At 67.8% G+C, this 12,709-nt stretch carries 12 protein-coding genes and 1 tRNA gene; 1 reads left to right on the top strand and 12 read right to left on the bottom strand.

The genetic code is table 11. The features are described 5' to 3' along the window. Positions 1 to 147: 147 nt before the first annotated feature. Entirely contained in the window at positions 148 to 2,850 is a 2,703-nt protein-coding gene (locus tag V6R91_RS21955) for an ATP-dependent DNA helicase (RefSeq protein ID WP_336397033.1), read from the top strand. A gap of 370 nt (positions 2,851 to 3,220) precedes the next feature. On the opposite strand, the gene V6R91_RS21950 is transcribed toward V6R91_RS21955, so the two are convergent. The 12 genes from V6R91_RS21950 to obgE form a co-directional block, all read right to left on the bottom strand. After that, positions 3,221 to 4,189: a hypothetical protein gene (locus tag V6R91_RS21950; RefSeq protein ID WP_336397032.1), complete on the bottom strand. Its 969-nt coding sequence runs from the start codon at positions 4,187 to 4,189 to the stop codon at positions 3,221 to 3,223. After that, entirely contained in the window at positions 4,182 to 4,457 is a 276-nt protein-coding gene (locus V6R91_RS21945; RefSeq protein WP_336397031.1) for a hypothetical protein, read from the bottom strand. The genes V6R91_RS21950 and V6R91_RS21945 overlap by 8 nt, the downstream gene beginning before the upstream one ends. A gap of 390 nt (positions 4,458 to 4,847) precedes the next feature. Continuing rightward, the gene (locus V6R91_RS21940; RefSeq protein ID WP_336397030.1) at positions 4,848 to 6,119 is read right to left on the bottom strand and encodes a site-specific integrase; all 1,272 of its coding nucleotides are present in this window, start codon (positions 6,117 to 6,119) and stop codon (positions 4,848 to 4,850) included. After that, complete coding sequence (locus tag V6R91_RS21935; RefSeq protein WP_336397029.1) at positions 6,116 to 6,349, bottom strand: helix-turn-helix transcriptional regulator; 234 nt, start codon at positions 6,347 to 6,349, stop codon at positions 6,116 to 6,118. The genes V6R91_RS21940 and V6R91_RS21935 overlap by 4 nt, the downstream gene beginning before the upstream one ends. Positions 6,350 to 6,505: 156 nt before the next feature. Beyond that, positions 6,506 to 6,581 (bottom strand) — tRNA-Ala (locus V6R91_RS21930). A gap of 69 nt (positions 6,582 to 6,650) precedes the next feature. Further along, on the bottom strand, positions 6,651 to 7,031 hold the full coding sequence (rsfS, locus tag V6R91_RS21925; RefSeq protein ID WP_336397028.1) for a ribosome silencing factor: 381 nt from the start codon (positions 7,029 to 7,031) through the stop codon (positions 6,651 to 6,653). Beyond that, the gene (locus V6R91_RS21920; protein ID WP_336397027.1) at positions 7,031 to 8,221 is read right to left on the bottom strand and encodes a hypothetical protein; all 1,191 of its coding nucleotides are present in this window, start codon (positions 8,219 to 8,221) and stop codon (positions 7,031 to 7,033) included. Before V6R91_RS21920 ends, rsfS begins: the two co-directional genes overlap by 1 nt. After that, positions 8,218 to 8,814 (bottom strand): nicotinate-nucleotide adenylyltransferase, encoded by a 597-nt coding sequence (nadD, locus tag V6R91_RS21915; protein ID WP_336397026.1) that lies wholly within the window; start codon positions 8,812 to 8,814, stop codon positions 8,218 to 8,220. Before nadD ends, V6R91_RS21920 begins: the two co-directional genes overlap by 4 nt. Before the next feature lie 9 nt (positions 8,815 to 8,823). Further along, positions 8,824 to 9,048, bottom strand: coding sequence for a hypothetical protein (locus tag V6R91_RS21910; protein ID WP_336397025.1), 225 nt, complete (start codon positions 9,046 to 9,048; stop codon positions 8,824 to 8,826). Between the two features lie 54 nt (positions 9,049 to 9,102). Next, positions 9,103 to 10,362, bottom strand: coding sequence for a glutamate-5-semialdehyde dehydrogenase (locus tag V6R91_RS21905; protein ID WP_336397024.1), 1,260 nt, complete (start codon positions 10,360 to 10,362; stop codon positions 9,103 to 9,105). After that, positions 10,359 to 11,201: a glutamate 5-kinase gene (gene proB / locus V6R91_RS21900; RefSeq protein WP_336397023.1), complete on the bottom strand. Its 843-nt coding sequence runs from the start codon at positions 11,199 to 11,201 to the stop codon at positions 10,359 to 10,361. The genes V6R91_RS21905 and proB overlap by 4 nt, the downstream gene beginning before the upstream one ends. Then, positions 11,198 to 12,706, bottom strand: a complete 1,509-nt coding sequence (gene obgE, locus V6R91_RS21895) for a GTPase ObgE (RefSeq protein ID WP_336397022.1) — start codon at positions 12,704 to 12,706, stop codon at positions 11,198 to 11,200. Before obgE ends, proB begins: the two co-directional genes overlap by 4 nt. Positions 12,707 to 12,709 lie beyond the last annotated feature (3 nt).

Here is a 12,709-nt window from a genome sequence, read left to right as displayed (position 1 = left end):
CTCCGGCCGGGTCGCCGTGACAGTTGAGGCTGAATCGATACGCTTGGTGAGAGTGCTCGGTAACTTAGCTGAGTGTGAGTCTCGGGGGACACGCCACATGGGGCGGCGTGATCTGCGCTGAGCGCTGTGCGATGGTGAGGTACGGTAATGGCCAGCGTCGATTCCCAGATCCGCGCGACCGCCAAGACCATCTCTGATGCGATCGACGCGCTCGCCCACGACCGCAATCTGCTGTCCCGGCTCACGATCAAGCAGTTGCGCGACCTGGTCGAAGCTGTCGCTGTGCGCCTGCATCTGGGTAGTGGCGAAGCCGAGTTCCATTTCGAGAAGACGCATGCCGCGATCGAATGGGTAGGCTCCTCCGACGCGTCGACCAACTTCCTATACGGGTTTCACCGGATGCTGCAGGCGGGCATGTCGCACTACTCGTTCGAGGGTGACGCGGCTGAGCGGCTGATGCTGAAGTACTACGAGTTCCTGCTACGCACCCGCGTGCTGATGAAGGAGCTCGATGGCACCAGGATTCTCCGCAACCTGGAGAAGTTCCCGTTGGACACCGACCCGGCGCTGACTGAGTACCACGAGAAGATCGCCGAACGTGTGGTTTGGGCCCGGGAGCTTCCGGGGGAGCGTGGGAACCGGACCCGCTACTACGTGCACAGTGTCCGCCCGTTCTTCGTCGGCGGGCGGATCTTCTACGAAGTGACGTTCTCGAACATCGCGGATCAGCCCAACAAGTTCGACCGGGTGATCGCGTTCACCGACATCGCCATGACCGACGCGTATGCCGCGCAGTTGCGCGTCTACCCGGACGAGATCGAGATCCTCGGGCAGCGCATGCCGATCCTCATCATCCGGCAATGGGACGTGTCCATCCGCCCCTGCGAGTTGGAGCACTTCGCGGAGATCTTCGGTAAGGCCGTCGACGTGGATGCCCGCAGTGCCGAGTACACCCGGCTCATGGAGATCCTCACCCGCACGTCGTTCAACCTCATTGACCTGACACTGATGAGTGACACGCGCTACGCCGAGATACGCACGTCGGTCACCGACAAGATCGTGCGGCCGCAGATCTTCCCGGCACTGGATGAGGCACGCCGGGTCGTTCAGGGGAAGCTTCCGGGGCACAACATCGTGCGCTACCTGATGCTCGAGATGCGCAACCGAGTCATCAAGAATCAGCTGGGCGACTTCCCTCACCGCTACCTGTCGCGGTTGTACCTGTCCCCGAAAGTCAGCCCGTTCGACCAGATGCCGTTCTGTGCGATGCCGGTGCGTCACGTTCCTCACTTCCGCGACCTGATGGCCAGCGTCGACGCACGCAAACGCAAGCACGAGTTCCTGGGGCGGCGGATCCGCAACAACGTCGAACGACACGGGACGCTGTACACGCCGGTCGGAGACTTCTCCGACCTAGGGGATATCGACGAGCTCGTCCAGACGCACAACGACACCCTCCCGCCGACTGCGAATCATGCGGGGCGGGTCATCGAGAAGGACATGGACCACGTGTTCATGCACACCTACGAGGACAGTTCGGTCGCCATCGTCGAGCATCTTCAGGAGCTCGCCGCGTCCGGCGTGAGCGGGTACCAGTCTGCGATGACGAGGTGGTTGGCTGAGACCACGCTCGATATCGACGATTCCGTCAAACGCAAAGCGCTGCCCGCGCTGTTCGCCACCTCGAAGGTCGCGTTGGTGTACGGCGCGGCCGGCACCGGTAAGTCCACCATGGTCGGCTACATCGCGAGCTACTTCGACGACAAGCAGAAGCTGTTCCTCGCGCACACCCACTCGGCGAAATCCAACCTGGAACGCAGGGCCGCCACCGCAAACGCGGACTTCCGCACGATCAAGAGCCATATCAACCGGTCGGGTCGCAGCCAAGTAGACGTGCTCGTCATCGACGAGTGCAGCATCGTGAGTAACGACGACCTGTTGGCGGTGTTGCGCAAGACCGACTTCAAGCTGCTGGTGCTCGTCGGCGACGTCTACCAGATTGCTTCCATCCAGTTCGGCAACTGGTTCAACATCATCCGCGGATTCATGCCGAAATCAACGGTGTTCGAGCTGACCAAGCCGCACCGCACGAACAGTTCGGCGCTGCTGGACTTCTGGGCGAGAGTGCGAGCGCTGGATGAGGGAATTGAAGAGGCCATCGCCGCCCACGGCTACTCCGCCGACCTCGATGAGTCTCTCTTTCAGACCTACGACGAGCGCGAGATCATTCTCTGTCTCAACTATGACGGTCTCTACGGGATCAACAACATCAACCGGTTCCGACAGAGCGCGAACCCCGGCAAGTCTGTCGTCTGGGGCGTGAACACCTACAAGGTGGGAGACCCGGTTTTGTTCCAGCACACCGACCGGTTCGCACCGTTCATCTACAACAACCTGAAAGGTCGCATCGTCGACTTCACCGCCGACAAGGAACGCATCCGCTTCGACATCTGGCTTGACCGCCCGGTCACCGAGCTGGACGTCGACGGGGAAGATTTGGAATACGTCGGAGATTCGACGGTGCGCTTCTACGTCCACCGTCGCGGCAGCACCGACCGCGACAACGAGAAGCTAAACACGTTCGTGCCGTTCCAGGTGGCGTACGCGGTATCGATCCACAAGGCGCAGGGGCTCGAGTATGAGTCGGTGAAGGTCGTGATTACCGAAGCGAACAGTGATGACGTGACCCACAGCGTCTTCTACACCGCGGTCACCCGCGCACGTACACACCTGAAGATCTACTGGTCGCCGGAGACTCAGAAACGAGTTCTTGAGCGACTGGAGCACGGCCGAAGCGGGAAGGACGTGGCATTGCTGCGGGCCCGGCGTGGGGTGCGCCCGCTGCGCTGACTGACCCGCTCAGAGCGAGCCGAACACCTGAGCATGCAGGTCGACCGAGCGTGGAGCCCCCAGGTCGCCACGCAGCCGGGTATGAACCGACCGCGCGGATCGCCACGACTACCCTCTCACGCTAACCGGCGAGTACGGCGGCGTGGATGTTGTTGTCTCTCGGTCTCTCCGCGTTACGTCATACCGACGGCCTACCGAGCGGTCGGCGGTGCCATAGTCCGGCGGCGTATGCCAAACGTGACCACGACTGCCGCGGCCGGTGTGCGTTGCAACTACAGTGCGCCGACGACATTCCCCGCAAAGAGGATAACCGTCCACGGGTTCGCCGAGGTCTCCGCCCAAAGCATTTAGTGCCCGAACAGCAGGGCGCTTAGAGCACGATGTCAGGTCCCCACTTGGTGAGATCGGTCGTGAGCCAGCGAAACACGGCCAACGACGACGTCGGCGAAGCGACATTGGCACGGAGATAGCCCCGGCTCGCGAACCCCAGCGCGTGACGGCGCGGCTCCGTGTACACATCGAGGGGCAGCATCCCGCCCCGGAAGCGCGCTCGGGATACCTCTGCGACCCGTGCCCGCAGCTCGAGTTCATGATCGGCGAAGTACTCCTCGGCGATCGCGAGGATCTCGCGAACTACGCGGCGGTTCTCGGAGCGCTCCCGCAAAGCGTGCACCAAGTCCGGAGGAGTCGGCTCGTCCTGCAGTCGGATTCGGGCGACGTCTTCACCAGAGCGCTTCTGGGCGAAGAAGGCGTCCGCCGCGGCATCGTTGTGGCGCCGCTCCGGAGCGTGCACGCGGTGCAGCTGACGCTCCGGCAGCCCGGCACGGGCACGACGCCGCGCCATGCGCCTCGCCTCGTTCTCGCGCTCACGGTACGTCGCCCGTTGATCAGATGTGGGCGACCAGGTCGAATTGCGGCCGGCCTCCCGGGCACGGTCGACCGCGCGCCGACGAGCCTCGTTCGCCTTGCCCGGGTTGGCAGCCTCCCGAGAGCGCCGGCGCTCCGCGATCGCCTCACGATTCCGGTAGTAGTAGTCACGCTGAGCCTGCCTGTATGCCTCGGGATGCTTCTGCTTGTACCGCTCGCGTGCCTCCTGGCGCTCCTCGGGGTGCTCCTTCGCCCACGCCGTCGCGCGGTCGATCCCCTTCTGGCGCCGCTCCCTCTCGTCGCGCTCGCGCTGAGCCTGATCTCGCATGTACTCGCGGTTCTTGCGGCGGATCTCCTCACGGTTCCGATCACGGTACTCGGCGTAGTAGGTCGGGTTCGCGTCGTTCCAGGCCTTCCGCTGAGCGGCCAGCCGCGCTGCTCGCGCATCGGCGCTCGAGCGCTCGTCACTCACGGTGATCCGCCGTGGGCACGCGGTCGAGGTCAGCGAGCGCCGTGAAAAGCTCCTCGCGCGCCGCTGTGGGGTCCGTGATCGCTCGCGCGAAGAGCGCGCCCATCCGCTTGCGCTCGGCCTCGGGCACGTCACCGAGCCGCACGAGACACCACTCGATGTCCTCGGCGAGGCGATATCTCGGATCGTCCACCTCGATGCCGGGGTAGTACAGGAATGCGAGCACGGCCACGTGCTCCAAGACCGCGTCAGCGCGCTCACGATCGCTCATGACAGGAAGGTGCGCCGCCCGCGCCCATTGCCCGCGTGGCGATGTCGCCGTCCCGCTCTACGCTCATACGTGTTCGGCCGGAGGGAGAAAGCCCGATGGCCGAACCGAGGCGATGGCACCCCCTGCTCGCAGCGCAGGAAGGCCCAACCGGAACGTGGGGCTTGCTCGACGGGTACGACCGTGTGTACGGCACTATCGAGATCCGCCGAGTGAAACGCCACTGAAGTCCGTCACCGCGCCAGCTTCCAAGGCAAAGTCATCGGCTGGTCAACATCACTTCGCCTCGCGCGCGAGGGGGGTGCACACCGAGTTCCTGCGCAACCACGGCCCCGATGGCGGACCGATCGCGAGTTGGGGTGCGAGCAAACAAGACCCATAGGCCGAGAAGCCCTACGCCGCCTCGATGTCTTCCTCGTCGAGGAAGTTGAGCGCCGGATCGTCGGCCGTTGCATCTTCGGTCGACAGCAGAGAAGTATCGGGGCTCTCGCGGCGTAGGGTCCGCTCGAGGATTCCTGCCGGTACGCGGTCCACGGTGCGATCCGGCTCGATGTAGTGCCCCTCGGTGATCGCGGTCGACCCGTGCCCGAGAAAGGTCGCGGCAGCATCGGCGCTCGCACCGCGGGCGATGACGGTTGCGCCAGTCCGTCGATACCAGCGAAGTGTGATTCTCTCCCCCGGGAGATCCGCAAGCTCGAGAATTGCACGGAAAGTCCGTCGCACATTGAACGGGCTGAGCGGCTTGCCTGCGCGACTGGCGAAGATCGTCCGCTGCGGATCCGAGGTCGGGATGGCAGCGAGGCGCGCTCGAAGGACGGCGGCGGCGAAGTCCGGAACCGCAAGGCGGCGGATGGAGTGCTCAGTCTTCGGGTGGTCTTGACGCACGGCACCGCTGCCGGTGCGCAGCACGACCGTACCCGTCACGGAGATCGTCATCCCGCTGGCGCCGTCCTCGACGTCGCATATGCGGAGAGCCAGACATTCGCCGATGCGCAACGCGGTACCGAGAAGCACTTCGAGGATGTCGCGCACCTGACCGTCCGGCTTGGGCCCCTTGACGTCGGGCCCGGTCCGCCAGCGACTGGCGGCGTCGCGGATTGCACTGATCTGCTCGACGTTCAGCGCCTGCCGCTCCCCTTTCGGCCGCCGCAACGGACTCGTCCCCTGCACCGGATTCCGCGGGATTGCATCGTGCCGGAGAGCAAACCCGAAGAGCTGATTGAGGATCGTTCGCGAGTGGTGCGCTCGCGAGAACGACACGGCCCTCTCGGAGCGCAGAAACCACTCAACCCGACCCGTGGTGATCTCACCGAGCGAGAAGTGCTCGAACTGCGGCCTCACTCGAAGCCGGAGATCGTCGCGATAGTTCTTCTTCGTCCCGTCCGATAGCTCGCGCAGCTCCAGATCCTCGAGCCACAGGTCGGCGAGGTCTGCGAAGGAGCTGCTGAGGTCGAGCAGGCCGCCGGCCCCGAATCCGGGCCTGTCGAGGAGGCGCTCCTTCAAGCGGGCTCGAGCCGCCGATTCGGTGCGAGCAGCACCCGTTACCCTGCGCAGGCGCCCGTCGGTATCGCGGATGCGCGCGAGAGCGACGTACGAGGCGCCGCGCCTGCTGACGCTGATGGTTCCGTACGAGCCGATCAGGGTGCGTGGCCGCCCGCCGTTCATGATGCGCCGCCGGCGTGACGCTGTTCGTCGGCCAGCTCCATGCGCTCGACCCAGGCATCGATCTCGCTCTCGCGGAACCTCAGCTGCGTGCCGACACGGAAACCGCGGGGGCCGCGACCCTTGCTCCGCAGATCGTAGATCGTCTGCACCGTGACTTTGAGCTGAGCGGCGAGCTCCGCCAGCGACACGTAGTTTCCGTGCCCTGCATCTGAGCTGCCCGCGCCGTCCATGTAGCCAAGGTGCGCGGGCGTTGCCGCGCACCTTCCAGATAGTTCTAGAAGGCTCGAAGGCGCCCGGCGGCGGCTTGGCGAAGTGTCCAGTAAACGACGACCAAACATTCAAACTCCCTGATTAGGGAGTGAAGTTTCGGTGCTTTACCGGGAGTTTGGTGGACCTGAGGGGACTCGAACCCCTGACCCCCTGCATGCCATGCAGGTGCGCTACCAGCTGCGCCACAGGCCCTGACGTTCCCCGCTCTCGCGGGGCAACTCGTCTAGCTTACAACACCGCTCGGGGTGCTCCGAACCACCGTCACTCCTCCGCGGCCGCACGAGCGGGAAGGGTCACCGGCACCACCGGGCAGTCCTTCCACAGCCGCTCCAGGCCGTAGTAGACGCGCTCCTGCTCGTGGAAGACGTGCACGACGAGGTCGCCGAAGTCGATGAGCACCCAGCGCGACTCCTGGCGTCCCTCGCGGCGCAGTCGCTTATAGCCGGCCTCGAGCAGCTTGTCCTCGATCTCGTCGGCGATGGCCGCGACGTTGCGCTCGCTGCGACCGGTGACGAGGAGGAAGATGTCGACGAGCGGAAGCGGCTCGGACACGTCGAGGGCGATGAGATCCTCGCCGCCCTTCGCGTCCGCCGCGGCCGCGGCGATCCGGAGCATGTCGTGCGACTGCGCACTCGCGACCATCAGAAGACTCCCGTCACGAACGCGAGGATGAGGACGCCCACCAGCGCGAGGGCGAGGACGCCCGCCGTGATCGCCAGCGACATCATGAGCTTGCCGCCCTTCTCCGGTGCCGGCGGCTTGATGACCTCGCCCGGCATCTTGGAGGTGCTGACCGCGGCGCTGGCGGCGATGGGCGTCGGCGAGGAGTGGCGCGGCAGCTCGCCGTCGATGAGGGTCGCGTCGATCTCCTTGCCGTCCGCGGTCCCCTTCGCGTGCCCGGTCGAGCCCAGTCCCTCGGGCAGGTTGAAGGTTCCGGTCACGATGACCTCGCCGGTCGCGGTGACGGGCGCCACCAGCGGCGACACCTCGGGCGCCTGCGAGACGATGAGGGTGTTCGGGATGACCGTCGCCCCCGTGGTCCGCGAAAGCAGCTGATCGAACGACGGCGGGAACTCCACGGCCTGTGGCGTGCCGGCGACGGGGTCGGCGTCGAGGAGGCTCGCACCGAGGTGAGGGCTGACGACCGACTTCGGCTGCTCCTCCTCGCGCGACTCATCCTCGTCCGGGTCGGAGGACGCGTCGGCGGAGGCCTCGTCCTCGTCCGTCCGGGCGGTGCGCTCGGGAGCGAGTACCGGCGCCACGCTGGCCGACGCCGAAGCGCCCTGATCGCGGCCGGCTGCGGGAGCCGCCGGCTCGCTCTCGCGCGAGAGGCCGAACAGCGAATGCACGCCGCTGTCGGTGGATATCTGCGACGCGTCGTCCGGGGCGGTGAAGAGCGGACGCCCGGACTCCTGCGTCGCGGCGTCCGGCGCGGCGGCCACGGGCGCTGCAGGCAGGCTGGGGGCGGGTGCGGGGACGCCTGCGGCGTGCGCCGCGACGATCTCCGGCGTGATGACGGGGACGGATGCGGTGCGGATGCGCTCCTGCTGACGGGCCTGCCGTCGGGTCAACGGCGAGACGCCGAGATCCACCGCGGAGTCCGCGACCGGGGGCGGGGGCACGTCGACCGGCTCGGCAGGACGCGGGAACGGCGCAGCGGCCGGCGGCGCGACGGGCGCGGCGTCGGCAGGCGCCTCGGTCTCGGAGGTCTCGGTGATTTCGTCGGCCGATGCCGGGGTTCCGGTGATCACGGGGGTGGATCCCGTGTTGCGCAGCTCGCGGATCTGCTTGCGCGTGAGGGCTGGTGTCGCCGGGTGCTCGGGTGTGCTCATTCCTTGCTCCGGTAGAGGTGGTGCTTCGCAATGTATTGGACGACCCCGTCGGGAACGAGGTACCACACGGGGTGTCCCCGCTGAACCCGATCGCGGCAGTCCGTCGATGAGATGGCGAGGGCGGGGATCTCGAGCTGGCTGACGTCGTCGCTGGGCAGACCGTCCGTGTTCAGAACGTGTCCGGGCCTGGACACCGCGACGAAGTGGGCGAGGTCCCACAGTTCATCATGGTCTCTCCAACTGAGAATTTGCGCTATGGCGTCGGCACCGGTGATGAAGAACAGCTCCGCATCGGGGCGCTGGGCCTTCAGATCGCGGAGCGTGTCGATGGTGTACGTGGTTCCTTCGCGGTCGATGTCGACGCGACTGACCGTGAAGCGGGGATTGGATGCCGTCGCGATGACGGTCATCAGATAGCGATGCTCGGACGGCGAGACGTCGGCCTTGTGCCATGGCTCGCCCGTGGGGACGAAGACGACCTCATCGAGATCGAACCACTGCGCCACCTCGCTGGCGGCGACGAGGTGACCGTGATGGATCGGGTCGAACGTCCCGCCCATGACCCCGATCCGCGGGGCCGCCGTCGCCGTCATGGGGCAGCCTCAGTGGCCGTGCCCCGCTCGCTGGAGGTCGTCGGCGTGGGCGCGGGCGTACGCCTCGGCCTTGTGGGAGTGACGGTTGGCCACGTTGCGGTACGACAGCGTCACGAGTGCCAGCGCGGCGAAGACGATGACCGCGACGATGCCGTACCAGACCGTCTCGAGAGCGACGTTTCCGTGGTGCTCGGCCTCTTCGGCGGCGAGGGCGATGATCGTGGCGAGTGTCATTCGGGCTCCGTTCGGGTTCGCCTCTGGGGCGCAGGACTGGACCAGTCTATTCCGTTACGCGCGGACCTGCCCTGCGCCGCGCGCGAGCCACTTGGAGCTGGTGAGCTCGGCCAGGCCCATGGGCCCGCGGGCGTGCAGCTTCTGCGTCGAGATGCCGACCTCGGCGCCGAACCCGAACTCGCCGCCGTCGGTGAACCGGGTGGAGGTGTTCGCCATCACCACGGCAGAGTCCACCTCGGCGAGGAACCGGGCCTCGTTCGCGGTATCCCGCGTCACGATCGACTCCGTGTGATGGGTGGAGTAGCGCCGGATGTGGTCGAGCGCATCGTCGAGATCATCCACGACGCGCATCGCCAGGTCGAGGCTCAGGTACTCCGTCGCCCAGTCTTCGTCGGTGGCCGGTGTCACCCCCGGCGCGAGCCGCGCGACGGACTCGTCGCCGTGCACGGTGACGCCGCCCTGCTGCAGCGCCTCGACGACGGGGCCCACGAGTCGCTCGGCGGCCGCCCGGTGGACGAGCACGGTCTCGACCGCGTTGCAGACGCTGGGACGCTGCGTCTTGGCGTTGACCACGATGTCGCGGGCCCACTCCAGCGGCGCGGTCTCGTCGAGCACGATGTGCACGACGCCGGCACCTGTCTCGATCACCGGGACCGACGATTCGGTCACGACCGTCTCGATGAGCTGCGCACTCCCCCGCGGCACCAGCACGTCCACGATCCCCCGGGCATGCATGAGCTCCCGCGCGCCCTCGCGCCCGAACTCGTCGACCGTCTGGATCGCCTCCGGGTCGAGGCCGCGATCGGCCAGGGCTCCGCGCATGGCGCTCACGAGAGCGGCATTGGTGCGCTCGGCAGCGGTGCCGCCGCGGAGCACCACGGCGTTGCCCGACCGCAGGGCGAGAGCGGCGATGTCGACGGTGACGTTCGGACGTGCCTCGTAGATCGACCCGACGACGCCGAACGGCACGGCGACCTTCGTCAGCGAGACGCCGTTGGCGAGGGTGCGCTCGTCGAGGACCCGCCCCACCGGATCGGGCAGTGCCGCGATCTCGCGCACCGCTGCCGCCAGCGCGGCGACCCGCGGCTCATCCAGCCGCAGCCGGTCCTGCAGTGCCGTGGAGAGTCCCGTCTCGGCGCCGCGCTGCAGATCCTCCGCGTTCGCGGCCACGATGCGGGGCGCCGCGGCCTCGATCGCATCGGCGATGGCCAGCAGCGCGTCGCGCTTGGCATCGTCGCCGAGAAGGCCCACGGTGCGGGCGGCGTCCTTCGCCAGAAGCATCCGTTCGCGTGCCGTCGTGGCGGTGGTGGTCATCGGACCAGTCTATCGGCGGCGGTGCGCACGGGTCCGGTCGCGGCGGGCGCAGCGGGCTCGGGATTCGGCTGGAACCACGTGCCGATCTCGGCGCCCGCGAGCGCCTCGGCGACGAGGTCGGCGCTCGTGACGAGCACTCCGATCCCGGATGCCGCCGCCAGACGTGCAGCGGACACCTTGGTCGCCGCGCCGCCGGTGCCGACGCTGTTGACCACGACCGACCCGAACTGGAAGCCGTGCAGGTCGTCGCCGTATGCCACGCGCGGGATGGGCGCTGCGCCCGGCTCGTCCGGCGGGCGCGTGTAGAGGCACTCGATGTCGCTCAGCAGCACCAGTGCGTCGGCACCGATCAGCTGTGCGACGAGCGCGGCGAGGCGGTCGTTGTCGCCGAAGCGGATCTCGTGGGTCGCGACGGTGTCGTTCTCGTTGACGATCGGGAGGATGCGGAGGCCGAGCAGGCGCTCCATCGCGCGGCGGGCGTTGGAGCGGTGCGTCGGGTTCTCGAGATCACCCGCGGTCAGCAGCACCTGACCCGCGACGATGCGGAACGGTCGCAGCGCCTCCTGGTAGCGGTAGATCAGCACGTTCTGGCCGACGGCCGCCGCCGCCTGCTGCGTGGCGAGGTCGCTGGGCCGCTCGTCGAGCAGCAGGTAGGGCATGCCCGTCGCGATCGCGCCGGACGACACGAGCACGACCTCGGTCCCGCGCCCGTGCGCCGCGGCGAGGGCGTCGACGAGCGGCGCGATCTTGTGGGCGTTGTCACCGCTGATCGAGCTCGATCCGACCTTCACCACGACGCGGCGCGCGGCCGGGAGGTCGCGGCGCTCGGGGGTGCTCACTCGGCGTCCTCCTCGGCCCACCCGCGCTCGGCGAGGCGCTCGGCCTCGAGGTCGGCGCGGGCCTGAGCCTTCGCGTCCATGAGCTCGTGGTACTGCTCACGGCGCTCGGAGCTGGTGCGCCGGCCGCCCTGGTACAGACGAGGGTCGGTGCCGCGCGGGGCCGTCATGACCTCGGCGGCCGACGTCAGCGCCGGCTGCCAGTCGAAGACGATGCCGTCGCCCTCGCCGATGACGACGGTGGCCCCCGGCGTGGCTCCCGCGCGGTACAGCGCGTCGTCGACGCCGAGCTTGTCGAGACGGTCGGCCAGGAAGCCGACGGCCTCGTCGTTCTGGAAGTCGGTCTGCTGCACCCAGCGCACCGGCTTGTCGCCCAGGATGCGGTACACGTTGCCGTAGGTGCCGCCCTCCACCCGCACGGTGAAGTCCCGGTCCGCGCCCTTCGGCCGGATCACGATGCGCTCGGGGGCGGGTGTCTTCGCCTGCTCGAGACGATGCGCCGCGACGATGTCGCCGAGGGCGAAGGTGAGCTGGCGCAGGCCTGCGTGACTGACGGTGGAGATCTCGAACACGCGGTAGCCGCGTGCCTCGAGGTCGGGTCGCACGAGGTCGGCCAGATCCTTCGCCTCCGGGACGTCGACCTTGTTCAGCGCGATGAGCTGAGGTCGCTCCAGAAGCGGGACCTGACCCTCCGGGACCGGGTAGGCGCCGAGCTCGGCGAGGATGACGTCGAGGTCGGTGATGGGGTCGCGGCCGGGCTCGAGCGTCGCGCAGTCGAGGACGTGCACGAGCGCCGTGCAGCGCTCGACGTGGCGGAGGAACTCCAGTCCGAGCCCCTTGCCCTCGCTCGCACCCTCGATGAGACCCGGCACGTCGGCCACGGTGAAGCGCACGTCGCCGGCCTGCACGACACCGAGGTTGGGATGGAGGGTGGTGAACGGGTAGTCCGCGATCTTCGGCCGTGCCGCCGACACCGCGGCGATGAGGCTCGACTTGCCGGCGGACGGGAAGCCGACCAGCGCCACGTCGGCGACGGTCTTCAGCTCGAGGAGGACATCGCCCTCCCAGCCGGGCACCCCCAGCAGCGCGAACCCGGGCGCCTTGCGCTTGGGGTTGGCCAGCGCCGCGTTCCCGAGACCGCCCTGACCGCCCGGCGCCACGATGAAGCGCATGCCGGGCTCGATCATGTCGACCAGGACCTCGCCGTCGGGGTCGCGCACGACCGTCCCGACGGGCACGGGGAGCTCGAGGCCCTCTCCGGCGGCACCGGAGCGGTTGTCGCCCATGCCGAACCCGCCGTTGCCGGCGTTGCGGTGCGGAGAGTGGTGGTACGACAGCAGCGTCGTCACCTGCGGGTCGGCGACGAGCACGATGTCGCCGCCGTGCCCGCCGTTCCCGCCGTCGGGGCCGGCGAGCGGCTTGAACTTCTCGCGGCGCACCGAGACGCAGCCGTTGCCGCCCTTGCCTGCGCGCAGGTGAAGCGTCACCCGATCGACGAACGTGACCATCCG

It is taken from the genome of Microbacterium sp. CCNWLW41 (assembly GCF_037083505.1).
Note: the sequence above shows the minus strand (reverse complement) of the source record. Positions and strands in the feature narration are given on the sequence as shown.